The organism is Marinovum sedimenti (assembly GCF_054052205.1).
This window is the reverse complement of sequence record NZ_CM133223.1, coordinates 3,168,735-3,190,084: the sequence shown is the minus strand read 5'-3', so window position 1 is coordinate 3,190,084 and position 21,350 is coordinate 3,168,735. Positions and strand designations below refer to the sequence as shown.

Annotated in this window: 28 protein-coding genes; 18 read left to right on the top strand and 10 right to left on the bottom strand. The window is 60.8% G+C overall.

Annotation, left to right across the window (positions count from 1 at the left end; translation table 11 throughout):
* Positions 1 to 173: 173 nt before the first annotated feature.
* A complete protein-coding gene (locus ACW9UO_RS15300; protein ID WP_457086635.1) occupies positions 174 to 362 on the bottom strand; it encodes an entericidin A/B family lipoprotein in 189 nt (62 codons plus the stop codon).
* Positions 363 to 498: 136 nt separating this feature from the next.
* Between ACW9UO_RS15300 and ACW9UO_RS15295 the strand changes: the two genes are divergently transcribed.
* Positions 499 to 708 carry a dodecin gene (locus ACW9UO_RS15295; RefSeq protein ID WP_457086634.1) on the top strand — a complete coding sequence of 70 codons (210 nt, stop codon included), beginning with the start codon at positions 499 to 501 and terminating at the stop codon, positions 706 to 708.
* Positions 709 to 786: 78 nt separating this feature from the next.
* Here the strand turns inward: ACW9UO_RS15295 and ACW9UO_RS15290 are convergent, their stop codons facing one another.
* On the bottom strand, positions 787 to 1,230 hold the full coding sequence (locus ACW9UO_RS15290) for a low molecular weight protein-tyrosine-phosphatase (RefSeq protein WP_457086633.1): 444 nt from the start codon (positions 1,228 to 1,230) through the stop codon (positions 787 to 789).
* 82 nt (positions 1,231 to 1,312) lie between these two features.
* On the opposite strand from ACW9UO_RS15290, the gene ACW9UO_RS15285 reads away from it, so the two are divergent.
* Positions 1,313 to 2,002 carry an NAD-dependent deacylase gene (locus ACW9UO_RS15285; protein WP_457086632.1) on the top strand — a complete coding sequence of 230 codons (690 nt, stop codon included), beginning with the start codon at positions 1,313 to 1,315 and terminating at the stop codon, positions 2,000 to 2,002.
* Positions 2,003 to 2,076: 74 nt separating this feature from the next.
* Here the strand turns inward: ACW9UO_RS15285 and ACW9UO_RS15280 are convergent, their stop codons facing one another.
* Positions 2,077 to 2,526, bottom strand: coding sequence for a copper chaperone PCu(A)C (locus tag ACW9UO_RS15280; RefSeq protein ID WP_457086631.1), 450 nt, complete (start codon positions 2,524 to 2,526; stop codon positions 2,077 to 2,079).
* Positions 2,527 to 3,057: 531 nt separating this feature from the next.
* Here ACW9UO_RS15280 and ACW9UO_RS15275 point away from each other — a divergent pair.
* From ACW9UO_RS15275 to ACW9UO_RS15265, 3 genes are all read left to right on the top strand, one after another.
* Positions 3,058 to 3,507 (top strand): YHS domain-containing (seleno)protein, encoded by a 450-nt coding sequence (locus ACW9UO_RS15275; protein WP_457086630.1) that lies wholly within the window; start codon positions 3,058 to 3,060, stop codon positions 3,505 to 3,507.
* A gap of 1,159 nt (positions 3,508 to 4,666) precedes the next feature.
* Positions 4,667 to 4,984 carry a hypothetical protein gene (locus ACW9UO_RS15270; RefSeq protein ID WP_457086629.1) on the top strand — a complete coding sequence of 106 codons (318 nt, stop codon included), beginning with the start codon at positions 4,667 to 4,669 and terminating at the stop codon, positions 4,982 to 4,984.
* Positions 4,985 to 5,023: 39 nt separating this feature from the next.
* Positions 5,024 to 5,539 carry a hypothetical protein gene (locus tag ACW9UO_RS15265; RefSeq protein ID WP_457086628.1) on the top strand — a complete coding sequence of 172 codons (516 nt, stop codon included), beginning with the start codon at positions 5,024 to 5,026 and terminating at the stop codon, positions 5,537 to 5,539.
* Here ACW9UO_RS15265 and thyX read toward each other — a convergent pair.
* Positions 5,526 to 6,440, bottom strand: a complete 915-nt coding sequence (gene thyX, locus ACW9UO_RS15260; protein ID WP_457086627.1) for an FAD-dependent thymidylate synthase — start codon at positions 6,438 to 6,440, stop codon at positions 5,526 to 5,528. The two genes, ACW9UO_RS15265 and thyX, sit on opposite strands and share 14 nt — an antisense overlap.
* A 197-nt stretch (positions 6,441 to 6,637) precedes the next feature.
* Between thyX and ACW9UO_RS15255 the strand changes: the two genes are divergently transcribed.
* The 5 genes from ACW9UO_RS15255 to ACW9UO_RS15235 all read left to right on the top strand — a co-directional run bounded on the left by ACW9UO_RS15255 (position 6,638) and on the right by ACW9UO_RS15235 (position 11,735).
* The gene (locus tag ACW9UO_RS15255; protein WP_457086626.1) at positions 6,638 to 7,678 is read left to right on the top strand and encodes a hypothetical protein; all 1,041 of its coding nucleotides are present in this window, start codon (positions 6,638 to 6,640) and stop codon (positions 7,676 to 7,678) included.
* 2 nt (positions 7,679 to 7,680) lie between these two features.
* Entirely contained in the window at positions 7,681 to 9,150 is a 1,470-nt protein-coding gene (locus tag ACW9UO_RS15250) for a hypothetical protein (protein ID WP_457086625.1), read from the top strand.
* Positions 9,151 to 9,216: 66 nt separating this feature from the next.
* On the top strand, positions 9,217 to 9,645 hold the full coding sequence (locus tag ACW9UO_RS15245; protein ID WP_457086624.1) for a VOC family protein: 429 nt from the start codon (positions 9,217 to 9,219) through the stop codon (positions 9,643 to 9,645).
* Positions 9,612 to 10,319, top strand: coding sequence for a DUF1194 domain-containing protein (locus tag ACW9UO_RS15240; RefSeq protein ID WP_457086623.1), 708 nt, complete (start codon positions 9,612 to 9,614; stop codon positions 10,317 to 10,319). The genes ACW9UO_RS15245 and ACW9UO_RS15240 overlap by 34 nt, the downstream gene beginning before the upstream one ends.
* 63 nt (positions 10,320 to 10,382) lie before the next feature.
* Positions 10,383 to 11,735 carry an MATE family efflux transporter gene (locus ACW9UO_RS15235; RefSeq protein ID WP_457086622.1) on the top strand — a complete coding sequence of 451 codons (1,353 nt, stop codon included), beginning with the start codon at positions 10,383 to 10,385 and terminating at the stop codon, positions 11,733 to 11,735.
* A gap of 235 nt (positions 11,736 to 11,970) precedes the next feature.
* Here the strand turns inward: ACW9UO_RS15235 and ACW9UO_RS15230 are convergent, their stop codons facing one another.
* The gene (locus ACW9UO_RS15230; RefSeq protein WP_457086621.1) at positions 11,971 to 12,372 is read right to left on the bottom strand and encodes a hypothetical protein; all 402 of its coding nucleotides are present in this window, start codon (positions 12,370 to 12,372) and stop codon (positions 11,971 to 11,973) included.
* On the bottom strand, positions 12,369 to 13,580 hold the full coding sequence (locus ACW9UO_RS15225) for a pyridoxal phosphate-dependent aminotransferase (protein ID WP_457086620.1): 1,212 nt from the start codon (positions 13,578 to 13,580) through the stop codon (positions 12,369 to 12,371). Before ACW9UO_RS15225 ends, ACW9UO_RS15230 begins: the two co-directional genes overlap by 4 nt.
* A 91-nt stretch (positions 13,581 to 13,671) precedes the next feature.
* Here ACW9UO_RS15225 and ACW9UO_RS15220 point away from each other — a divergent pair, with 91 nt between their 5' ends.
* The 3 genes from ACW9UO_RS15220 (at position 13,672) to ACW9UO_RS15210 (ending at position 14,936) form a co-directional block, all read left to right on the top strand.
* Positions 13,672 to 14,070: a helix-turn-helix domain-containing protein gene (locus ACW9UO_RS15220; RefSeq protein ID WP_457086619.1), complete on the top strand. Its 399-nt coding sequence runs from the start codon at positions 13,672 to 13,674 to the stop codon at positions 14,068 to 14,070.
* A complete protein-coding gene (locus ACW9UO_RS15215; protein WP_457086618.1) occupies positions 14,067 to 14,354 on the top strand; it encodes a succinate dehydrogenase assembly factor 2 in 288 nt (95 codons plus the stop codon). The genes ACW9UO_RS15220 and ACW9UO_RS15215 overlap by 4 nt, the downstream gene beginning before the upstream one ends.
* A gap of 84 nt (positions 14,355 to 14,438) precedes the next feature.
* Positions 14,439 to 14,936 (top strand): MarR family winged helix-turn-helix transcriptional regulator, encoded by a 498-nt coding sequence (locus ACW9UO_RS15210; protein ID WP_457086617.1) that lies wholly within the window; start codon positions 14,439 to 14,441, stop codon positions 14,934 to 14,936.
* A 56-nt stretch (positions 14,937 to 14,992) separates the two neighbouring features.
* Here ACW9UO_RS15210 and ACW9UO_RS15205 read toward each other — a convergent pair whose 3' ends face one another.
* The gene (locus ACW9UO_RS15205) at positions 14,993 to 15,406 is read right to left on the bottom strand and encodes a c-type cytochrome (protein WP_457086616.1); all 414 of its coding nucleotides are present in this window, start codon (positions 15,404 to 15,406) and stop codon (positions 14,993 to 14,995) included.
* A 122-nt stretch (positions 15,407 to 15,528) separates the two neighbouring features.
* Between ACW9UO_RS15205 and ACW9UO_RS15200 the strand changes: the two genes are divergently transcribed.
* Positions 15,529 to 15,963, top strand: a complete 435-nt coding sequence (locus ACW9UO_RS15200) for a DMT family transporter (protein WP_457086615.1) — start codon at positions 15,529 to 15,531, stop codon at positions 15,961 to 15,963.
* 14 nt (positions 15,964 to 15,977) lie between these two features.
* On the opposite strand, the gene ACW9UO_RS15195 is transcribed toward ACW9UO_RS15200, so the two are convergent.
* Positions 15,978 to 16,817 carry a universal stress protein gene (locus ACW9UO_RS15195; RefSeq protein WP_457086614.1) on the bottom strand — a complete coding sequence of 280 codons (840 nt, stop codon included), beginning with the start codon at positions 16,815 to 16,817 and terminating at the stop codon, positions 15,978 to 15,980.
* Between the two features lie 205 nt (positions 16,818 to 17,022).
* Between ACW9UO_RS15195 and ccoN the strand changes: the two genes are divergently transcribed.
* From ccoN to ccoP, 4 genes are read left to right on the top strand one after another with little or no spacing between them, the layout of a single operon-like run.
* Positions 17,023 to 18,636 (top strand): cytochrome-c oxidase, cbb3-type subunit I, encoded by a 1,614-nt coding sequence (gene ccoN / locus ACW9UO_RS15190; RefSeq protein WP_457086613.1) that lies wholly within the window; start codon positions 17,023 to 17,025, stop codon positions 18,634 to 18,636.
* Positions 18,637 to 18,648: 12 nt separating this feature from the next.
* The gene (gene ccoO / locus ACW9UO_RS15185; RefSeq protein WP_457086612.1) at positions 18,649 to 19,377 is read left to right on the top strand and encodes a cytochrome-c oxidase, cbb3-type subunit II; all 729 of its coding nucleotides are present in this window, start codon (positions 18,649 to 18,651) and stop codon (positions 19,375 to 19,377) included.
* 11 nt (positions 19,378 to 19,388) lie between these two features.
* A complete protein-coding gene (locus ACW9UO_RS15180; protein ID WP_457086611.1) occupies positions 19,389 to 19,580 on the top strand; it encodes a cbb3-type cytochrome oxidase subunit 3 in 192 nt (63 codons plus the stop codon).
* On the top strand, positions 19,577 to 20,452 hold the full coding sequence (gene ccoP, locus ACW9UO_RS15175) for a cytochrome-c oxidase, cbb3-type subunit III (protein ID WP_457086610.1): 876 nt from the start codon (positions 19,577 to 19,579) through the stop codon (positions 20,450 to 20,452). The genes ACW9UO_RS15180 and ccoP overlap by 4 nt, the downstream gene beginning before the upstream one ends.
* Positions 20,453 to 20,515: 63 nt before the next feature.
* On the opposite strand, the gene ACW9UO_RS15170 is transcribed toward ccoP, so the two are convergent.
* Positions 20,516 to 20,971, bottom strand: coding sequence for a DsrE family protein (locus ACW9UO_RS15170; RefSeq protein WP_457086609.1), 456 nt, complete (start codon positions 20,969 to 20,971; stop codon positions 20,516 to 20,518).
* A 157-nt stretch (positions 20,972 to 21,128) separates the two neighbouring features.
* Complete coding sequence (locus tag ACW9UO_RS15165) at positions 21,129 to 21,287, bottom strand: hypothetical protein (RefSeq protein ID WP_457086608.1); 159 nt, start codon at positions 21,285 to 21,287, stop codon at positions 21,129 to 21,131.
* Positions 21,288 to 21,350 lie beyond the last annotated feature (63 nt).

Below are 21,350 nucleotides of genomic sequence, written 5' to 3'. Positions count from 1 at the left end.
TCAAACACGGGCCCACGCGGTGCGATTTTGCGCTGATGTTTACGGCGCGTGATGGCCAACTGACCAGTCGCGGCATCCGGCCCAATGGGGCCAAGCACGGGTCAGATCAACGGTAGGCTGGGTTTATCCCCCACCCTACCGCATTCTTGACGGCTCCGGGCCTTTGGCGGCGCTTACTGTACCGCACGCTCCACGACGCGGCCCGCCGATTGCATGTCGCGGCCTGCGCCCTTGACGGTTTCACAGCCAGCCAGCGCCAGCACCGCGAGCAGCAGCCCGGCAATTTTCATGTTCCGCATCTCATAGCTCTCCGATTTCACCGCGCCACAGATAGCGCGCGCATTGGCGATTGAAAAGCGCATGTGACCCGCCCCGGCGGAGAAACGCAGCCCCTTGCGCAGGGCCGCTTGGCCGGTGGAAACCGCGAAAAATCAACGCTGTGCGTTTGCCATACGCCCCCGGCCCGCTAGGTTGTCCTGCACAGAAGGAGGACCCCAGATGTCACATGTGTATCCCGTTACCGAAGTCTACGGCTCATCGACCGAGAGCATCGAAGACGCCATCCGCCAAGCCGTTTCATCCGCCAGCAAATCTGTGCGCAATATCGAATGGTTCGAAATGACCGAAGTGCGTGGCCATGTTGCCGACGGCAAAGTGGCGCATTTTCAGGTTGGGGTGAAGCTCGGCTTTCGGCTCGAGCAAGACTGAAGCACATCGCGAATTGGTTGGCACACGCGGACTTATACCAAAGGTCTCAATGCCTTATACGATGCTGGCAATGCCACGTTAATCCGCAAGTTCGGCCAAAAGGCCCTCGGCGCTGGCCTCGATCAGATCGAGCGTACCGTCGAAATCGCGGGTGTAATAGGGGTCCGGGACATCGCGTTCCGGGCCGTCTGCATAGGGTGCAAACAGCCGCACTGGCGTCGTGCTCGCCCCGCGCTGCGCCTCGATATCGACAAGGTTGCTGCGGTCCATCGCGAGGATCAGATCGAAGCGGTCGAAATCATCGGGCACAAAGACCCGGGCCTGTTGCGCGCTGAGGTCATAGCCGCGCCGCAGCGCCGCCTTCTGCATCGCACCGTAAGGCCGATCTCCCACATGCCAACCGCCGGTGCCTGCACTGTCAACCGTCAGGTTTTGCCCCTTGGCTTTGGCACGCAGCACACCCTCACCGGCAGGCGAGCGGCAGATATTTCCCAAGCAGACAAACAGGATACGGGTGGTCATGACAGATGGCCTTTGGCAAGATGCCTTAGGTGTAGCGCGGGATTTCGCCGGGTGCAAACACGGGCATGGACCAAAGGACAGCATGGACAAGATCGTTATTCTCACCGGTGCGGGCATTTCTGCGGAAAGCGGCCTTGGCACCTTTCGCGACGCTGGCGGCCTTTGGGCGCAGCACCGGATCGAGGATGTGGCCACGCCCGAAGGCTTTGCCCGCGACCCCGACCTCGTGCACCGGTTCTACAATGCCCGGCGGGTGCAGGCGGCGGCGGCAGCGCCCAACGCGGCGCATCGCGCGCTGGCGCGGCTTGAGGCGGAATTGGCGGGCGAGGTGGTGCTGATCACCCAGAACGTCGATGACCTGCATCACCGGGCTGGATCACGTAACGTTATGCAAATGCACGGAAAACTGGCGGGGGCGCTGTGCCATGCCTGCGGTCACCGCTGGCGTGCCCCGACCGAGATGACACCCGCCACCCCCTGCCCGGCCTGCGCCGGGTTGGCGGCGCGGCCGGATGTGGTGTGGTTTGGCGAGTATCCGCATCACCTCGACGCCATCGCGCGGCATCTGTCCGAGGCCACGTTGTTCGCCGCGATCGGCACCTCGGGGCAGGTTTATCCGGCGGCGGCCTTTGTCGAAGACGCCCGCGCCGCCGGGGCCGAAACGGTGGAGATGAGCCTTGAGCCGACCTCGGTCAGCCACCTGTTTGACCACAGTCTGCCCGGCCCCGCGACCGAGACCGTGCCGCGCTGGGTGGCCTCGGTGCTGGGATAGGTGCGGCGCTGCGCCGTCTGTAAAACGTTTTATACCAACGCCTTATGGCTTGATCTGACTGGGAGCCTCTCGCTTCAGTGACCCTGCGCCATTGGCATCCGGTCCTGATCAACGGGGATCTCCACCGCGATCTCGCCAGCCGTTTCGAAGGTCAGCACCACAGGCACCACACCGCCCGGTTCGAAGGGGGCGGTGAGCCCCATGAACATGACGTGGTCGCCGCCCCGCGCGAGCGCGTGGGAGGTGCCTGCGGGGATGGGAATGCCGTCTTCGAGCTGCATCATCTGCATGACTCCGTCGGCGATTTCCTTGTGGGTGTGGATTTCGACCCGTTTGGCGGCGTCGGAGGTGACGGCGATCAGGCGGTCAGACTCGGGGCCGGAATTGTGGATCACGAGGAAGGCGGCGCCGGCCTGAGGATTGGACGCGCGGGCATAGGCATCTTGGATGGAGATGTCAGCGGCGAGCGTTTGCGAGGTGAGTATGAGCGCCATGAGCGCGGCGGAAAGCTGGGTCAGGGTCATCGGGGACTCCATGCGAGGTGTGACTGTAAGGTATTGAATTTACGTCACGAATGGAGGCGCTCGGGCGGAGGGGAGATGGGCCACGGGCGGTCTGGCGCGGGGCTTTTTGGTGGTGGCTTGGCCAATCCGGATCCAAACGCGGAGGCGCGGTTGGAGAGGGGTGGTGGGAGCGGTGAGGGTTAGCGCGAGTGCGAACTCGGGGCAGATGTAAGGGGGGCCGGTGGGGGTGCCGGTGGAGTCGGCGGGCACCATTAGAGGACCGGCGTAAGTGCATAGGATTGTTTCAGAAATTGCGTGGGGCATGGCGCGGGCTTTGGCCATGGGATGGGCCGTCGCGGTTAGGAGAACGGCGAGCAGGAGCGCTTGGAGGGGGCGGAAAAATCGTGCCATGCTGGGGGTTTAGGGTATTTCGCGGCGGTGGCCAAGGGGGTGTGACGGCCGATCACGGGGGGATCACGCTATGGCGAGCGGGGTATTATCGACTCGGTTTGGGCGTCATTGTGACTGTGGTCCCCTTGGGAGAATTTGGGTATGATACTGAAAAGACGAAGCTTTTTGGGCGCGCTGGCGGCTGTGCCGGTGCTGCCATCGGTGGCATTTGCGCGCGAGCCGGAGGTGTTTCAAACCGGCGGAGTGGCAATCAACGGCGCGGATGCGGTGGGCTATTTCCGCGACGCAGCACCCGACACGATGAGCAATGCGCACCGGCTGATGTGGCGCGGGGCGGAGTGGCAGTTTGACAGCCAAGAGCGCATGACTGCCTTCGAGAGCGACCCCGAGAAATTTGCGCCAAGGTACGGAGGTTATTGCGCTTTTGCCGCCTCGCGGGGGTATCTCGCGCCGACGGTGCCAGAGGCGTGGACGGTGTATGAGGGGCGGCTTTACCTCAACGCAAACCTGCGGGCGCGGGAACTTTGGCTGCAAGATATTCCGGGGAATATCGCCAAAGGAAACGCGAATTGGCCGGGGATTTTGGGCTAGGCGCGGGAGCGCCGGGCTGGACGGGCTGGTCGGGGCCGCGTTTGGGGGCTTTGGGGCGATTTGTACGTTGTATCTGTACAGATGCCCTGCGCCGGGCCGGAGGTCGGGGTTTTTGGGCTGAAATGGGGCGATGCGGCGGGTCTGGCGGGACGTTGGCGCGACAGGATGGGCCACGGATTTTTGATCGTTTGCGGCTGCGATTTTGCGGCGACGCGGATGGCTGCCGGTGGAGCGATGCCGCTGCGCGTGGGGCCGCGCCACGGTGCCGCGATGCGCGGCTTGGGGTTGGCCGGTTGGCGGCAGCGGGGGGCGCGCGCGGAGACAAGGTGAAGCCGTCGCGCATCCGTTGCCCGGCAGGAGATTTGACAGGGTCAAATCTGCCGAGAGGGGCTGGGCCGCCCCTCGGCACGGCGATTTGGCTTCGGTAGGCGGTATACTTTGAGGTTACGCGGGCTTGGCTGGGATAAAGCGTTGGGGCTGGCGTAGGAGCGCTGTGCGACGGCCCGGCGGTGGGTGGCATGGGGGCGTTGTGGGGGCTGCTCTGCGGTTTGGGCTTGGACGGGGGTTTGGGTGGTGACGGGGGTGTGGGGGACTGGCGCGGAATCAAGGCGAAGCCGCCGCGCATCCATTGCCCGGCAGGAGATTTGACAGGGTCAAATCTGCCGAGAGGGGCCGGGCCGTCCCCTGGCACGGCGATTTGGCTTCGGTAGGCGGTATACTTTGAGGTTGCGCGGGCTTGGCTGGGATAAAGCGTGGGTGACCGGCGTTAGATCGCCGTGCCACGGCCCAGCGATGCGCGGCTTGGGGGCGTTGTGGGGTGTGCTCTGCGGTTTGGGCTTGGACGGTGGTTCGGGTGGTGACGGGGGTGTGGGGGAGTGGCGCGGAATCAAGGCCGTAGGCCGCCGCGCATCGCCGGGCCGCCCCTCGGCACGGCGATTTGGCTTCGGTAGGTGGGATACTTTGAGGTTACGCGGGCTTGGCTGGGATAAAGCGTGGGTGACCGGCGTTGGAGCGCCGTACCACGGCCCAGCGATGCGCGGCTTGGGGGCGTTGTGGGGTATGCTCTGCGGCATAGGTCGAGACAATTTAAACGGGTGGAAAAACCATACAATAGGTAGTATAGTGCTTTAGCTTAAACAACCTTGATAGTATTTGAGATATGCGCAAATTACAATCAACGCTAAAATTAGCAGTCACCAGTGTTTTTGCTCTGTATCTCTACGGCGGGATGACGAAGGTTAGCGCCGCCGATTTTTTAGGTACACTCGAATCCGTCTTAAATGCCGAACCCTGTGCGCTTCTAAAATCCACGTACAATGACACTAAGACTGAAAAAGATTACGAAGCCTTTATTGAGTGCATCGAACAGAATCACGAAAATCCTGAACCATTTCTGACCGAAACTAGCAAATTCCCTCCAAGAAATCCCTTCGAAGAATTCTTTTCCTCCCCCTCCTTAGAGATAGAAAAAAGGTAGATTCAAAACCTCCTCAATCAATTAAATGAAGGAATTATTTTGTTCATAGAATTCGGAATAAGCCCACTTAATATCCTTATAACGACAGGGATATTTTCGGCTGCTGCCGCGATAATAGCAGCACTTATTCTGTCTATTCTTGATAAATCGATCTCACATTTTGTCTATTTCCTATTTTCAGCGCTCGCCTTGGCCACAGTCGGCAGTTACGTGGGAACGATCGCAGGCCTCAGCCGTGACAGCGTTGCCGGCGATGTCCTGCCGGCAATTCTAATTTTCGTTGCCGGCGGAACCGGTTATATTTTTATGCAAGATGTGAGGAGAGGCGTGATAGCTTCGGTGCTTGTTGTGGCGTTTAGTGCCACAACAAGCACTTTCTACCTAGAAGCGGCCCACGCAAGGACGACAGCAAATCGGGCGCTTGAGGAAATGAGGGTTCATCGCGAGAAATGTTTGAATTTCCGATTGAGCGAACATTTCTACTCCCTCGAAATCGATCAAATGCGACAACTCACCATTCAGTGTAGCAAGTACATTAGAATTACTCGCTTCTAGAAATCACCCCCTGAAACTCCCGCCATTCGCCCTTGGACATGCCTGAGGTTTCCTGCGTGACGTCTTCACCTTTCAACATTCGGCGGACACACTCAAGGGCCGTGGCGGACAAAGTGGCACCGCCCATGCGGTAATCCTCGAAGGCTTTGTAGGCGAATGGGACCCAGTCGGCGACGACTTTGCAGATTTCATCGGCATAGACCCGGATTTCGTATTGGGCATGGGCGTCGGCGCGCAAACGGAGGAAATGCAGGAGGTTGTGGAGATCCACCTTCCAATACCATTGCGTATAGATATTGGCGGGGAGGTTCATTCGGGCCAGCTCGCGGGCGAGACCCTGTTGGCCCTCGGAGGAAATCATCTCTTCGTAGTGGTCATAGGCGCGCATGGCGTCGTCGCGCAGATAGCGCAGGACGCGGTCGGCCTCTTCGCCGGTGAGGGCTTCGCCGCGGCCCTGGTTGTTGACGACGGACTGGGCGTTGAGGGCATCGCGCTCGGGGATGTAGAACTCGCGGTCGAGGATGGAATAGCGCGCGGAGTATTCGTTGACGTTGGCGGTGCGGTGGCGAATCCACTGGCGGGCGACGAAGACGGGCAGTTTGACGTGGAGCTTGAGTTCGCACATCTCGAACGGGGTCGAGTGCCAGTGGCGCATCAGGTAGCGGATCAGGCCTTCGTCGTTTTGGACTGACTTGGTGCCTTTGCCATAAGAGACGCGGGCGGCCTGGCAGATGGCGGAATCGTCGCCCATGTAATCGACGACGCGGATGAAGCCGTGGTCGAGCACGGGGTAGGCTTTGTAGAGGTGGGCCTCCATGCCGGGCGCGGTGGCGCGCAGGGTCGGTGTCGTCTGGGCCCGGAGGTCTTCGATTTCGGCGGCCTGTTCGGGCGTGACGGACATGGGGCGAATCCTTTCTACAAGATGAATCAGAGGGCCACTATATCTGGTGTGGGAGGCAATTTGGAAGCGTAGATGCGGTATGCTGTTTTCGCCGCACATGGATGAGCTTTGGCGTGCATCCGGTTTTTAACATTGACTTTTCGGGCTCTGAAAACCAGCGTAGGGACAAAATAAACGGCAATGACCGGGGCAGTTTCATGAAACGTATTATCGCGTCGCTGATGGTAGCGGCAACTCTTGGTGCTTGCGTGGGCAGCACAGGCAAGGACAATCCTTTCCAGGAAGATCCCGAAGACAGCACGGGCACTGGTGACGGCAGCACAGATGGCACCGGCGGCACCGGAGGCGGGTCTGTTGGCGATGGGGTTGCCGATCCGGCGGGCACCGTGCCTGACGAGCTTTCGGTGAATCTCGCGGATGTCTCGACACCCGGCGGGAACACGATTACCGTGGCGATCCAATCGCTTGACGGCACACCGCTTCAGAACACCTTTACCCGCAATGCCGCGCTCGATACCGGCGGATACCTGGCCTATTCGGCGCAGGAAGATGCGCTTGACCGGATGTTTGTGGCTTTGGCCGCGACCAGTTTTGACAACAGCGTGATGGCTGGGGTGGCGTCGGATGGCGGGCAGTTCAACCGGTATTTCGGCGGCGGCTTTTACGAGCGTAATGGCAATTTCACCCCGCCCGAGATTGGCAATGGTCCGGGCGAGGGTCAGGTTTCTTATGCCGGGCGCTACGCCGCTGTGACCAATATCGGAACTGTGAATGGCGACGGGTTGATTGATGTTCCGCCAAACCCGGACCCGAATGTCTCGCTTCCGGATCTGCCGCGTGAACCCTATCGGGTGGAAGGCACGATCTTTTTGAACGCCAACTTTGTCGACAACGCGGTCAATGGTGAAATCAGCGACCGGCTGTTGATCAATGCCGATGGTGGCGGCACCACGGCGCTGGAAGATGTCACGCTGATCGTGGCCCCCATCGACGCCAACGGCGAGTTTTACGGCGATGCCGAAATCGCAGACGATGCGCCAAACAACCCCGGTGCGACTGTGGGCAACTACGGCGGCATCTTTGGCGGCGACGGCGCGTCAAGCGTAGCCGGGCTTGTGCGGCTTGCAGGGCATATTGATTCGGTCGACAATGAGATCGAACATGGCGTCTTTGTCTTGACGCAGTGCAGCCAGCCCGGTGACAGCCCGATCTGTGATATCGTGGCCCCAAGTCCTTAACGATGCGGTCCGTAACGATGCGGGGCCGGTTCGTCGCGCTGGGTGTGAGCCTGGGCCTGATGGCCCCGGCCTGGTCAGAGACAACAGCGCCTGCGGTGGCCACGACGGCCAATGCCGCAGGCGGCTCTGCAACGGTGCCCGCAGGCGGCTTTGCCTCGGTGCCGACCGCTGAAGAGACCCGCGCGCTTATGCTGCGCGCGCTTGAGGCCGGGCGGCTGGACCTTGCCGGTGCGCTGGCGTTGGATCTGTTGAGCCAAGACCCTGAAGACCCCTTTGGGCATATGGTGATGTCGACCGTTCTGATGCGGTCGGGCAATACCGGCGAGGCGCGCAGTGCCGCCAAGCTGGCCTATCGCCATGCACAAAGCCCAAGGCAACGGCACGAGGCTGCCCGCGTGGTGGCGGCGACACAGGCGCGCGACAAGCGGTTTGTGATGGGCCAACTCTGGATGCGCCGTGCCTTGGAGGCCGCGCCGAGTGAGCCGACCCGCAACCGCACGGTCAATGAATACCGCTCGCTGCGCAGTGCCGCGCGGCTGCGGTTTCAGATTTCGGGGCAGATTGTGCCCTCTTCAAACGTCAACAATGGCTCGGCGGACCGGATCAATGTGGTCGATGGCATCCCGGTGGTGGGTATTTTGCCTGCGGCGACTCAGGCGCTTTCGGGCACCATTGCCGAGGTTGGTGGTAATTTCAGCTATCGGCTGCACCGGGGCGAAACCTCGGAAACCCGGTTGACCGGGGGTGGTCAGGTGCGCCGGGTGGCGCTGAGTGACGAGGCGCGCGACAAGGCCCCAAACGCCAAGGACAGCGACTATGGATCAACTTACGCGGCGATTGGCCTGTCGCATCTGCGCACGCTTGGTCCGGCGGGGGGCGGGATCAGTGCGACGCTGAGTTTCGGGCAGGTCTGGAACGGCGGCGAACGGTCGTATGACGTGACAAGCGCCGGGCTGTCGTATGGTTTTGATGTGCCGTCTGCGCTGTTGCCTGCGGTCCGGCTGACCCTAAGCGGCAATGCGCAGCTTCGCCACAATGACGCCAACGGGGTGCCGGATGTTGAGACCACCGGCATCCGCCTTGGCGCGGTGCACACGCTGGGCAACCAAGACAGGCTGGCGCTGAGCTTTGGCACCACATGGGCGACGTCCGACAACACCCAAGCCAACTCGACCGCGCATTCCGCGCGGCTGTCGTATCATAAGGCAGAGCCGATTGGTCCGGTGTCGCTTTCAGCCTCGCTGGGGGTGTCGCAAACGGTTTACCCCGACTACAGCATCCTGTTCTGGCGCGTTCCGGGCGGGCGTGAGGACAGCCGGCGCACTGCCGAGGTCACGTTCGGGTTTGACACAATGGATTACATGGGCTTTGCGCCGACGCTGACCGTCACTTCAGAGCGCACGCTGTCGAATGTCAGCCGGTTTGAAACCGAAGAGCTTTCGGTCTCGCTTGGTTTGCGGTCGGCTTTCTGAGGCTGCAAGCACTGGACATCGCTGGCGTCACGCCTAGGGTCCGGGACAGCAAGAAAGGAGCTACCTATGGCATTACGCTATTTGCACACAATGGTCCGGGTGAAGAACCTGGAAGAGTCGATTGCCTTTTATGAACTGCTCGGATTGCAGGAAATCCGCCGGATGGAGAGTGAAAAGGGCCGGTTTACGCTGTTGTACCTCGCGCCTCCGGGACAGGAAGAGTGTTCGGTTGAGCTTACGTACAACTGGGATGGCGATGACGGGTTGCCGAGCGACAGCCGGCATTTCGGGCATCTCGCGTATAGCACCGAGGATATTTATGGGCTGTGTCAAAAGCTTATGGACAACGGGGTGGTGATCAATCGTCCGCCGCGTGATGGCCATATGGCGTTTGTGCGCTCGCCCGACAATATCTCGATTGAGTTGCTGCAAGAGGGTGATCGGCTGGCACCGCAAGAGCCGTGGGCGAGTATGGAAAACACTGGCCACTGGTGATGCGTTGGCTGGCGGCTTTGCTTTTGGCGCTCTGGGCGGGCGGTGCTGCGGCGCAGTGCCGGTTGGCCTTGGTGCTGGCGGTGGATGTGTCGGCCTCGGTTGATGCCGAGGAACATGCGTTGCAACGCCAAGGGCTGGCCGCTGCCTTGACAGATGACGGGGTCGCCGGGGCCATCCTTGGCGGCTCCGGTCCGGTGGCTTTGGCGATCTTTGAGTGGAGCGGGCGCAGTCAGCAGGCGTTGTTGCAGGACTGGGTGTTGCTTGAGAGCCGGGGAGATCTGGCGGCGGTGGCCGAGCGTATCCTCGCCCTGCCCCGCTCGTACAGTGAGTTTCCGACGGCGATGGGCTATGCTTTGGGCTACGCCGCCGGGGTGCTGGCGCGTGCGCCTGCCTGTGATCGAAAGGTGGTGGATGTGTCGGGCGATGGCATCACCAACGAGGGGTTTCGCCCGCAGCTGGCCTATCGGCATTTCCCCTTTGGCGGGGTGACGGTGAATGGTTTGGTGGTGACGGGCGATGATGACCGGGTGGTGCCTTACTACCGACAAGAGGTGCTGCGCGGGCGGTTGGCCTTTCTCGAAGAGGCGCGCGGCTATGCCGGGTTTCAGGCGGCGATGACCCGCAAGCTGTACCGCGAGACCGAGGAACTGGCGCTGGGGGCTGTCTGGCCGTGAGCGGTTTTGAAGGCGCTTGCCGGGGCGGACAGACATGATAGAGCAAGCCGCATGCAACCCACGATGACATACCCCCAACACATGCAGGCGCTGGCCCGCATTGGCCTGCCGTTGATCGGCGGGCATCTGGCGCAATTCCTGATCGGGTTGACCGATACGGTGATGATGGGCTGGTACGGAGTTGGGCCGCTGGCGGCGCTGGTGCTGGGGACAACGGTGTTTTTCGTGGTGTTCCTGATGGGGTCGGGATTTGCCTGGGCGGTGATGCCTTTGGTGGCCTCGGCGGCGGCAAAGGGCGATGAGATCGGATTGCGCCGGATCACTCGGATGGGGCTGTGGCTGTCGGTGATTTATGGCGTGCTGTTCCTGCCGCTGTTCTGGTTTTCGGCACCGGTGCTAAGGGCGCTGGGGCAAGACCCTGACCTTGCGGCGCTGGCGCAGACCTATCTGCGCATCACCGGGGTGGCGCTGTTGCCGGCGCTGCTGGTGATGGTGATCAAGAGCTATCTCGCGGCGCTCGAGCGCACGGCGGTGGTGTTCTGGATCACGCTGCTGGCGACGCTGGCCAATGTGCTGGCCAACTATATGCTGATCTTCGGCAACTGGGGCGCGCCCGAGATGGGCGTTGCCGGGGCGGCGATTGCCTCGCTGATCGTGCAGGTGATCTCGCTGATCGGTGTGGTGATCTATGCCCGCATCGCCCTGCCCGAACACGCGCTGTTTGGCCGGCTGTGGCGGCCCGATTTCGAAGTGATGGCGCAGGTTTTGCGCATGGGTGTGCCAATCGGGCTGACCAATCTGGCCGAGGTCGGGCTGTTCGCCGCCTCCTCGATCATGATGGGTTGGCTTGGCACGATCCAGCTGGCGGCGCATGGCATCGTGCTGCAACTGGCAACGGCGGCTTTCATGATCCACCTCGGGCTGTCCAACGCCGCCACGGTGCGCGCGGGCAATGCCTTTGGCCGCAAAGACGGCGAACACCTGCGGCGCGGCGCCTTCAGCGTGATTGCGCTCTCGGCGGCCACCGCCGCGGTGTCTATCGCGATCTTCCTGCTCTGGCCCGAACCGCTGATCTCGGTCTTTCTCTCAAAGACAGACCCAGACCGCGCCGCAATCGTGCAAATCGGCACCGGCCTGTTGATCATGGCGGCGCTGTTCCAACTGGCCGACGGGGTGCAAGTGCTGGCGCTTGGCCTGCTGCGCGGCATCCAAGACACCACAGTGCCAATGATCATGGCCGCGATAAGCTATTGGGGCCTCGGCCTGACCTCTGCCTACCTGCTCGGCTTCACCTGGGGTTATGGCGGCGTCGGGGTCTGGGCTGGCTTGGTCGTCGGCCTCGCCGCCGCCGCGATCATGATGATGACCCGTTTCTGGCACCGCGCCGCCCTCCTCGACCATAACGCACCCCATTAACTTCTTCTGTTTTTAAATACCTCGGGGGGTTTGGGGGGCTGGCCCCCCGGATTACTGGGGGTTTGGGGGGCTGGCCCCCCAGATTACAGGGGTTTGGGGGGCTGGCCCCCCAGATTACGGGGGTTTGGGAGGCTGGCCCCCCGGATCACTGGGGGTTTGGGGGCAGCGCCCCCAACGCCTGCGTGGCGTGAACGCAAACCAACCTGCGCGCCAAAGCGCTCCGTTTGAAAACGCCTTACTCCCGCAGCAACCGATCCGCTTTTTTGCGCACCAAAACCGTGCGCAGATCATGCATCGCCAGCAACAGCGCGTCGGTCACTTGGTCGAGTTGATCCGCGCTCGCCTTGGACTGCGCCCATTGCGTGGTCAGGTTCATGTGGTCGACCGTGCGCAGGATGTCGTCGATGTCGCGTGCCGCCAAAAGCCGCTGGCGCTCGGCGATCCAGCGATTGATCTCGGCTGTGTCCTCCGCCGAAAGCTCGCGCCCGCCGTGCGGTTTGACCTCGCCGTTGCGGATGTTGATCACTGCGATCTGGTCCATCTCGATCCGGCGCTGCCGGTTGCCGGTGTCGATCCGAAACGCAATCGCGCCGTTGTCGCGGACGCGGAAATAATACTCGGGCAGGCCTTCGCTCATGCCCCCGGCCTCAACCCGGCACAGAAGGTCTGGATCCGGCGGCAAGCCTCTTCGAGTTGGGCGTCGGAGGTGGCGTAGCTCACCCGGAAGTTTGGCGACAGGCCGAAGGCCGCGCCAAACACCACCGCGACGCCGGTCTCTTCCAGCAGCGCCTTGGCAAAGGCTTCGTCGTCCACAATATCGACGCCGCCGGCGCTGGTCTTGCCGATCAGACCGGCGATCGAGGGATAGACGTAGAACGCCCCCTCCGGCACCGGGCAGGTCATTCCGTCGATGGCGTTTAACATGCCCACCACCAAATCGCGGCGGCGGGTGAAGGTGACGATATTGTCGGCAAGGAAATCCTGCGGGCCGTTCAAGGCCTCGACCGCCGCCCATTGCGACACCGAACAGGGGTTCGAGGTGCTTTGCGACTGGATCTTGCGCATGGCACCAATCAGCGCCTTGGGCCCCGCCGCATAGCCGATCCGCCAGCCCGTCATCGCATAGGCTTTGGAGACGCCATTGCAGGTCAGCGTGCGGTCATACAGCCCCGGCTCGACCTGCGCCGGGGTGCAGAATTCGAAGTCGTCAAACACCAGATGTTCGTACATGTCGTCGGTCATCACATAGACATGCGGATGGCGCATCAGCACATCGGTGAGCGCCTTCAGCTCGTCGCGGGAATAGCCCGCGCCGGTGGGGTTGGACGGCGAATTGAAGATAAGCCACTTGGTTTTCGGGGTGATCGCCGCCTCAAGCTGTTCGGGGCTGAGCTTGAAGCTGGCCTCAAGCGTGGTTTCGGCAATGACCGGTGTGCCGCCCGCGAGCAGCACCATGTCAGGGTAGCTGACCCAATAGGGCGCGGGAATCACCACCTCGTCACCGGGGTTCAGCGTCGCCATCAGCGCATTATACAGGATTTGCTTGCCGCCCGAGGCAACGCTGACCTGATCGGGGGCATAGGTCAGACCGTTTTCCCGCTCAAATTTAGCACAAATTGCTGCTTTTAATTCGGGGATGCCGTCGGGCGCGGTGTAGCGGGTTTTGCCCTCGTTGATCGCGTCGATCCCGGCCTGGCGGATGTTGACGGGGGTGTCAAAATCGGGTTCACCCGCGCCAAGGCCAATGATATCGCGGCCCGCGGCCCGCAATTCCTGGGCCATGGTGGTGACGGCGATTGTGGGCGACGGTTTGACACGGGACAGCGTGTCGGAAAGCAGGGACATCGGGTCGGGCCTGTGGTTTATTGCGCACTGCTTTTCGTCATAGATTGCGCGGGTACGCCGATCAAGCGCGATCGGAACAAAGGAGCGAAGCATGCAGGACACTGCCACGGACTGGTACGGCCCCGAGGCCGCAACTTTTGGCGACAGACTGGCCGCCGCCCGCGAACAGGCCGGGATGAGCCAGGCCGACCTCGCCAAGCGGCTTGGCGTCAAGCTGAGCACGCTAAAGAAGTGGGAAGATGACCTTTTAGAGCCACGCGCGAACCGGCTTTCGATGATGGCGGGCTTGCTGAATGTCACCTTTATGTGGCTGTTGAACGGCGAAGGCACCGGGGTGTCGGAGCCCGATGAAGCCGATTTGATGACCCCCGACATCAACGAAATCTTGATAGAATTGCGCGAGATGAAAGCGACAATGTTGACCAATGCAGAGAAGCTGGGGCGGCTGGAAAAGAAGCTGCGTCAGAAGTTGACGGAGGGCGGCACATGAGCATTGAGCCCCGCGAGGCCCGGTTGAAACGGATGCGCATGCGGTCGATGCGGCGCGGGATCAAGGAGATGGATCTGATCCTCGTGGCCTATGTTGATGCGCGGCTTGCAGCGATGGATGGCGCGACGTTGGACCGCTATGACGCGCTTTTGGAGGAGAATGATCAGGATCTTTATCAATGGGTTTCTGGTCAAGCCGCGGCCCCTGCGGATTTGGCAGAGATGATTGCGGATATCCGGTCTGTGGCCTTGGATGCGCGTCAGGGTGTCGGCCAAACCGGCTGACATTCGAAATTATTTCCGTAACTTAACTCTTTTTTCGGTTTTGTCGCTCAGGTTGCCTGTTATGGAAACACGGCGGAGAACAAAATGAGTTTGCATACCTCCCTACCCGCCTCTGGCAATGCGGGTTTCATGGCCAATTACCTTGACGCTTTGGCCTTGGTCGAACGTCTGCATCGACTTTTGCTTGACGTGATCAAGGATGAGTTCGAGCGGGTTGGCGTCCTTGAAATCAATGCGGTCCAGGCGCTCTTGCTTTTCAACATCGGCGACAATGAAGTGACCGCCGGAGAACTGAAAAGTCGCGGATATTATCAAGGGTCCAACGTCAGTTACAATCTGAAGAAGTTGGTTGAAACTGGGTACATGCACCACCAGCGATGCGAGATTGATCGAAGGTCGGTGCGGGTCAAATTGACGCCCAAGGGGCGGGACATTCGCGATGTGGTGTCGCAATTGTTTGCCCGCCATGCCGAAGGGCTCCAAGGGCGCGATGTGATCGGACCCGAGGGCATCGACGCGATCACCACGTCGCTGCGCCGGGTCGAACGGTATTGGACGGACCAGATCCGTTATATCTATTGATCTGTGGGACTTAGCCGACTGTTTGGGGGGGCAGCTCTGGTAGAGCAGACCCCGCGTCAGTCCTGGATGCTTTCAAGGTATTCAAGCAGCGCAGCCAGTTTGCGCGGCGTTGGTGTAGGCTTGCCATCGCCGGTGTCGATTGGCACAAGATCGCCCCGCAACAAGGTGCCGAACTCGGGCATCCCGCTGCCGGGAAGTTCCACACGGGTGTAGCCGTCGAGAAGCGAGAGCACCTTGGCGCGCGGAAATTGGCCATCGTGGGTTGCTGTGATCTGCGTGAGATCCTTGGGGGCCGGTTTGAGCCCGCGCCCGGCGGGGCCGTCGCCCTTGCCACTTGGCCCGTGGCACACGGCGCAATTTTCGACATATAGCCTGCGACCGTCGTTTGCATCGGGCATCTCATTGGGTTTGCAGGCCGCAAGCGCGGCGAGACTGGCAAATCCAAAGGCGAAACGGCGGAAGGGTGTCATCTGATTGGTTCCTGTATTTTTCGCGGTGAATTGCAAAAGATGGCGCCGGTCGCAACTGCAAATAGACTGGCGCACAGCTAAATCCACGTCATAGTGGCGCGCAATGCAACGCTGAGGTGCCTATGCCAATTTATGCCCTGACCATGCTGGTTGCCGGTATCGGGATCCCCGTGCTGGCGGCACTGAATGCCGCCCTTGGGGTGCGTATGGGATCGCCTGCCGGTGCGGCGGCGATTCTGTTTTGTGTCGCCTTGTCGGCCACCATCGCGGTATTGCTGATCACCGGCCCGAGTGCCCTTGCCCGTGCTGCCGGTGCCCCGAAACACCTGTTTCTTGGCGGCTTCATGGTGGCGTTTTACGTGCTGACGATCACCTATATTGCGCCGAAATTCGGGGTCGGCAATGCGGTGTTCTTTGTGCTTTTGGGCCAATTGATCAGCGCTGCGGCCATCGATCACTACGGGTTGTTCACGGCGCAAATCTCGCCACTCACCCTGACCCGCGCGCTTGGGATCGGGGTGATGGCTTTTGGCGTCTGGATCACGCAGCAGGCCTGACCGGCGAACCGGTTTCAATGGGCCATAAAGATGGGCAGATGGGCCTGTTCGAGCATGTCGCGGGTGGCGCCGCCAAGGATCGCTTCGCGAAAGCGCGAGTGGCCGTAGGCCCCCATCACCAGTAAATCCGCAGAGGAATCAGTGGCATAGCGCAAAAGCACGTCCGAGACGCGGGGCAGTGAGCGCGCCAGCACGTCAATCTCGACCTTGACGCCGTGCCGCGCGAGATATTGCGACAACAGCCCGCCGGGATCAGAGCGGCCCGGCCCGTGGACCGGCGGATCGATCACCACCACCGACACCCGCTTGGCGGTTTTCAGCAGCGGAAGCGCGGCGCGCACCGTGCGCAGCGCCTCGTTGCTTTCGTTCCAGGCAATCGCCACATGTTGCGGCGCGCCTTGCGGCATTGTGCCATCCGGCACGACCAAAACCGGCACTTGCCCCTCGTAGAGCGCGCCTTCGAGCACGGCTTCGAGTTCGGCACCGCGGTTTTCGCCATAGGGGCGCGGCAGGATCACCAGATCGGAGAACCGCGCATGGGCCGCGACATGGCGGCCAAGATCACCGAATTGCGCAATCGCCGCCTCGCAGCTCCACAACAGATCGGTGCGGCCCAGCCGTTCGCGCGCGGATTTTTCCAGCGCCGCCGCCTCTTGTGAGGCGCGCCCAATCGCCTCTTGCAGGATAACGGCATCAGCGCCGGCGAAATAATAGCCGCTTTGGCTGCCATCAACGCCGATGCACAGAACCTCAAGATGGGCCTTGAGTTGGGCGGCAAAATCAACCGCCTGCGGCAAGGCGGTGTGGTCAAAATCGCGGTCGGTGAGAACCGTGAACAGGGATTGGTAAGCCATGGGTCATCTCCTTGATGTCTGCCAAAAGCCTAGCTGCAAAGGTACACCCGCACTTTGAGCCACGTCAAATTGGCGGGTAAAAATCTGCGCGCGCTAAATTGACCCAGATCAATGCGTCTTTTGCTGTGCAGGCGCAGAACGTCCCCATTCCGTATCCGCCCGCGCGATCAACGAATCGTGCAGGACAAGACGAAGGGACGAAAAAATGTTGAACTATATCAAGCTGATCGCGCTTGGCTTGCTGGTGCTCTTTTCCGCGCTGGCCGCCAATTTCGCGCGCGATCTGGCCTATCAGGTGCATGCCGTTTTGATCATGCTGATCGCGGGCGGGCTGTTTATCTGGGTGCTGCGCCAGACCGATGAACCGGTGCCGGTGGCCATTGCCGAGACCTCTTACATGGACGGCGTGATCCGTTATGGCGTGGTCGCGACGGCGGTTTGGGGCGTGGTTGGCTTTCTCGTCGGCACCTTCATCGCCTTTCAGCTGGCCTTTCCTGAGCTGAATTTCGACTGGTCCGAGGGCTATGCCAACTTTGGCCGGTTGCGTCCGCTGCACACCTCGGCGGTGATTTTTGCCTTTGGCGGCAATGCCTTGATCGCCACGTCGTTTTATGTGGTGCAACGCACCTGCGCCGCGCGGCTTTGGGGCGGGAACGCGGCGTGGTTTGTGTTCTGGGGCTATCAGCTTTTCATCGTTTTGGCGGCGACGGGCTATTTGCTGGGGTCGACCCAATCGAAGGAATACGCCGAGCCGGAGTGGTATATTGACCTGTGGCTAACCGTGGTTTGGCTGGTCTATCTTGCTGTTTTCCTTGGCACAATCGTCAAGCGCCGCGAGCCGCATATCTATGTGGCGAACTGGTTTTATCTGGCGTTTATCGTCACCGTGGCGATGCTGCATGTGGTGAACAATCTGTCGATCCCGGTGTCGATCTGGGGGTCGAAATCGGTGCAGGTGTTTTCGGGCGTGCAAGACGCGATGGTGCAGTGGTGGTACGGCCACAACGCTGTTGGGTTTTTTCTCACCGCGGGCTTCCTCGGGATGATGTACTATTTCATTCCGAAACAAGCCGAGCGTCCCGTGTTCAGCTATAAGTTGTCTATTATTCACTTCTGGGCGATCATTTTTCTCTATATCTGGGCCGGTCCGCACCATCTGCATTACACCGCCCTGCCCGACTGGGCCTCGACCCTTGGCATGGTGTTTTCGATCATTCTTTGGATGCCGTCCTGGGGCGGGATGATCAACGGGCTGATGACGCTTTCGGGCGCCTGGGACAAGCTGCGGACCGATCCGGTGATCCGGATGATGGTGATTGCCGTCGGGTTCTATGGCATGTCGACCTTTGAAGGGCCGATGATGTCGATCCGCGCGGTGAATGCGCTAAGTCACTATACCGACTGGACAATTGGCCACGTGCATTCCGGTGCGTTGGGCTGGAACGGGATGATCACCTTTGGGGCGCTCTACTTTCTGGTGCCGAAATTGTGGAACCGTGAGCGGCTGTATTCGCTGTCTTTGGTGAACTGGCACTTCTGGCTCGCGACCATCGGTATCGTGCTTTACGCGGCCTCGATGTGGGTGACGGGCATCATGGAAGGGCTGATGTGGCGCGAGGTGGATGCCAACGGTTTCCTCGTCAATTCCTTTGCTGACACGGTGGAAGCGAAGCTGCCGATGTATGTGGTGCGCGGTTTGGGCGGGGTCCTGTTCCTCTCGGGTGCGATCATCATGTGTTACAACCTGTGGATGACTGCGACGCGCAGCCCGGCGATCACGCCGGTTGACGCCTCCGCTCATGCCACACCGGCCGAATAAGGAGGACCGGAGATGGCAATTCTCGACAAACATAAAATCCTTGAGACCAATGCGACGTTGCTTTTGATCTTTAGCTTTCTGGTGGTGAGCATCGGGGGGCTGGTGCAGATTGTGCCGCTGTTTTACCTCGATAACACCATCGAAAAGGTGGAGGGGATGCGGCCCTATACGCCGCTGGAGCTGGCGGGGCGCGATATTTACGTGCGCGAGGGCTGTTACACCTGTCACAGCCAGATGATCCGGCCAATGCGCGATGAGGTCGAGCGCTATGGGCATTACTCGCTCGCGGCGGAATCGATGTACGACCATCCGCATCAGTGGGGCTCGAAGCGCACCGGGCCAGACCTTGCACGGGTGGGCGGACGGTATTCCGACGACTGGCATGTGGATCACTTTCGCGACCCGCAATCGGTGGTGCCGGAGTCGGTGATGCCGAAGTATGACCAGCTTGAACGGACCTTGGTGGATGGGCGCTACAGCGACGATCTGCTGTCGACGCACCGGATGGTGGGCGTGCCGTATAGCGACGAAATGATCGCGCTGGCGGCGGCGGATTTTCGGGCGCAGGCCGATCCCGACAGCGACTATGACGGGCTGTTGGAGCGCTATGGCGAGGGGGTGACTGTGCGCAATTTCGATGGCGCGCCGGGGGTGTCGGAGGCCGATGCGCTGATCGCTTATCTTCAGATGTTGGGCACGTTGGTCGATTTTTCGACCTTTACCCCGGATGCAAGCCGGTAAGGAGCTAACCTATGGAAAACTATTCCTTTTTGCGCGAACTGGCCGACAGCTGGGGGCTTTTGGTGCTGTTCATTTTCTTTGTGAGCATGGTGGCTTGGGTGTTTCGGCCCGGCAGCCGCGCCACCTATGACGACTGTGCCGCGATCCCGCTGCGCCATGATGACAAACCTGCGGTGCCGGGCCGGAAAGAGGTGCGGAAATGACCAAGACACCGCCGAAACAGAAGGGCGATCCCGAGACCACCGGCCACAGTTGGGACGGGATCGAGGAGTTCAACAATCCGATGCCGCGTTGGTGGCTTTGGACGTTTTACGTGACCATCATTTGGGGCATCGGCTATTCGATTGCCTATCCGGCCTGGCCGGGGATTTCGCGCGCAACGGCGGGGGTTTTGGGCTTTTCCACCCGCGCCGAAGTGGCGCAGGATATTGCGGATGTCGATGCCGCCAATGCCGCGATCAATGCGCGGTTGGAGGCGGCAGATTTGCAGGCGATTGCCGCCGATCCGGAGCTGTTGAGCTATGCCACCAACGCCGGTGGCGCGGTGTTTCGGACGTGGTGCGCGCAGTGCCATGGCTCGGGGGCAGCGGGCGCACAGGCCGGGGGCTATCCGAATTTGCTCGACGATGATTGGCTTTGGGGCGGCGATATCGCGGCGATCCATGAGACCGTGTCTTATGGCATTCGAAATGAGGAAAACCCGGATGCGCGCTATTCGGCGATGCCGGCGTTTGGACGGGATGAGCTGCTGGAAAAGGCGCAGATTTCACAGGTTGTTAACTTTGTGATGTCACTGTCGGGGGATGCGCAGGACGCGGGCCAAGTGGCGGCGGGCGCGGAGGTGTTTGCCAATGACTGTTCGGCCTGTCACGCCGAGGATGGCACCGGTGATCGGACGCAGGGCGCGCCGGATCTGAGCGATGCAATTTGGCTGTATGGGGGCGATTATGAGCAGTTGACCGACACTGTCACCAACGCGCGTTTCGGTGTGATGCCGGCATGGCAGGGGCGGCTTTCCGAGGCCGAAATCCGTGCTGTCTCGGCCTTTGTTCACGGGCTGGGCGGGGGCGAATAGCCTGCGCGATGTGAAAAGGGCCGCCTCTGCGGGCGGCCCGATGCTTTGGAAGTTCGCCCCGGATCAGGGCTTGATGTAGGTGTATCCCATCTGTTGCAGGCGCGAGAGTTCGGCCACGCCGGAGGGCACAATGTCTTCTTCCCAGACGTCATAGAGATCGTCTGAATAGCTGATTTTGCGGCCTTCCAAGGTGTTGTTGCAGACTTGAAAGCCGACATTCTGGGTTTTGAGAGAGCCGACAACCGTTTGCATCGTGGTGTCATCCTTGGCGGCCATCAACAGCCCGAGACCATTGCCATGCATCACCACTTTGATGTCCATATTCTCGGCCCCGACGGCGTTGATATGGTTCTGGATGTTGCGCATCGCACCTTTGTAGGCTTTGGAGTCTTCGCCGCCGTTATAGTTGATGTGGTACACCACTTTTTGCTTGCCGTAGCGCTCGGTCTCTTCTGCCGAGGCAGTGACAGCCAGCACGGCAAAGAGCATGGCGCTCAACAGCCCGATAAAGAATTTCATGAGATCCTCCCGAAGTGACTTTTCAAATTGGCGCGCTCTTTGCGTGGCGCGCGGGCTTGCAGTCTGGACTTGGGACCGATTCAAATCAAGTAATTATGCTATATGAATGTATATATTGCCCCGCGCCGGGGGAGCCTCCAGCGCGGGGTTTGCGGGGTTAGCCCTCGGATGTGGGGGTGTCCTTTGGGCCAAGGCGTTTGCGGGTTTCGTACGACCAGTGGACCGGCGGACGGAAATCGCCGCGCATGGATTGGTAAAGCTCAACGTCATCCTGATAGGTGGCGCGCTTGAAGACATCTGCAAAAATTCCGAACATGTCGTCCTCCTGTTCATTGGGTGGGTATGCAGTGAATATGCGCTATTGACGGGGGTCAGGCGA

Excerpts from the sequence above, each read along its gene's own strand:
- ACW9UO_RS15300 (WP_457086635.1), bottom strand. The coding sequence starts at position 362 with ATGCGCTTTTCAATCGCCAATGCGCGCGCTATCTGTGGCGCGGTGAAA.
- ACW9UO_RS15295 (WP_457086634.1), top strand. The coding sequence starts at position 499 with ATGTCACATGTGTATCCCGTTACCGAAGTCTACGGCTCATCGACCGAG.
- ACW9UO_RS15290 (WP_457086633.1), bottom strand. The coding sequence starts at position 1,230 with ATGACCACCCGTATCCTGTTTGTCTGCTTGGGAAATATCTGCCGCTCG.
- ACW9UO_RS15285 (WP_457086632.1), top strand. The coding sequence starts at position 1,313 with ATGGACAAGATCGTTATTCTCACCGGTGCGGGCATTTCTGCGGAAAGC.
- ACW9UO_RS15280 (WP_457086631.1), bottom strand. The coding sequence starts at position 2,526 with ATGACCCTGACCCAGCTTTCCGCCGCGCTCATGGCGCTCATACTCACC.
- ACW9UO_RS15275 (WP_457086630.1), top strand. The coding sequence starts at position 3,058 with ATGATACTGAAAAGACGAAGCTTTTTGGGCGCGCTGGCGGCTGTGCCG.
- ACW9UO_RS15270 (WP_457086629.1), top strand. The coding sequence starts at position 4,667 with ATGCGCAAATTACAATCAACGCTAAAATTAGCAGTCACCAGTGTTTTT.
- thyX (WP_457086627.1), bottom strand. The coding sequence starts at position 6,440 with ATGTCCGTCACGCCCGAACAGGCCGCCGAAATCGAAGACCTCCGGGCC.
- ACW9UO_RS15255 (WP_457086626.1), top strand. The coding sequence starts at position 6,638 with ATGAAACGTATTATCGCGTCGCTGATGGTAGCGGCAACTCTTGGTGCT.
- ACW9UO_RS15250 (WP_457086625.1), top strand. The coding sequence starts at position 7,681 with ATGCGGTCCGTAACGATGCGGGGCCGGTTCGTCGCGCTGGGTGTGAGC.
- ACW9UO_RS15245 (WP_457086624.1), top strand. The coding sequence starts at position 9,217 with ATGGCATTACGCTATTTGCACACAATGGTCCGGGTGAAGAACCTGGAA.
- ACW9UO_RS15235 (WP_457086622.1), top strand. The coding sequence starts at position 10,383 with ATGACATACCCCCAACACATGCAGGCGCTGGCCCGCATTGGCCTGCCG.
- ACW9UO_RS15230 (WP_457086621.1), bottom strand. The coding sequence starts at position 12,372 with ATGAGCGAAGGCCTGCCCGAGTATTATTTCCGCGTCCGCGACAACGGC.
- ACW9UO_RS15225 (WP_457086620.1), bottom strand. The coding sequence starts at position 13,580 with ATGTCCCTGCTTTCCGACACGCTGTCCCGTGTCAAACCGTCGCCCACA.
- ACW9UO_RS15220 (WP_457086619.1), top strand. The coding sequence starts at position 13,672 with ATGCAGGACACTGCCACGGACTGGTACGGCCCCGAGGCCGCAACTTTT.
- ACW9UO_RS15215 (WP_457086618.1), top strand. The coding sequence starts at position 14,067 with ATGAGCATTGAGCCCCGCGAGGCCCGGTTGAAACGGATGCGCATGCGG.
- ACW9UO_RS15210 (WP_457086617.1), top strand. The coding sequence starts at position 14,439 with ATGAGTTTGCATACCTCCCTACCCGCCTCTGGCAATGCGGGTTTCATG.
- ACW9UO_RS15205 (WP_457086616.1), bottom strand. The coding sequence starts at position 15,406 with ATGACACCCTTCCGCCGTTTCGCCTTTGGATTTGCCAGTCTCGCCGCG.
- ACW9UO_RS15200 (WP_457086615.1), top strand. The coding sequence starts at position 15,529 with ATGCCAATTTATGCCCTGACCATGCTGGTTGCCGGTATCGGGATCCCC.
- ACW9UO_RS15195 (WP_457086614.1), bottom strand. The coding sequence starts at position 16,817 with ATGGCTTACCAATCCCTGTTCACGGTTCTCACCGACCGCGATTTTGAC.
- ccoN (WP_457086613.1), top strand. The coding sequence starts at position 17,023 with ATGTTGAACTATATCAAGCTGATCGCGCTTGGCTTGCTGGTGCTCTTT.
- ccoO (WP_457086612.1), top strand. The coding sequence starts at position 18,649 with ATGGCAATTCTCGACAAACATAAAATCCTTGAGACCAATGCGACGTTG.
- ACW9UO_RS15180 (WP_457086611.1), top strand. The coding sequence starts at position 19,389 with ATGGAAAACTATTCCTTTTTGCGCGAACTGGCCGACAGCTGGGGGCTT.
- ccoP (WP_457086610.1), top strand. The coding sequence starts at position 19,577 with ATGACCAAGACACCGCCGAAACAGAAGGGCGATCCCGAGACCACCGGC.
- ACW9UO_RS15170 (WP_457086609.1), bottom strand. The coding sequence starts at position 20,971 with ATGAAATTCTTTATCGGGCTGTTGAGCGCCATGCTCTTTGCCGTGCTG.
- ACW9UO_RS15165 (WP_457086608.1), bottom strand. The coding sequence starts at position 21,287 with ATGTTCGGAATTTTTGCAGATGTCTTCAAGCGCGCCACCTATCAGGAT.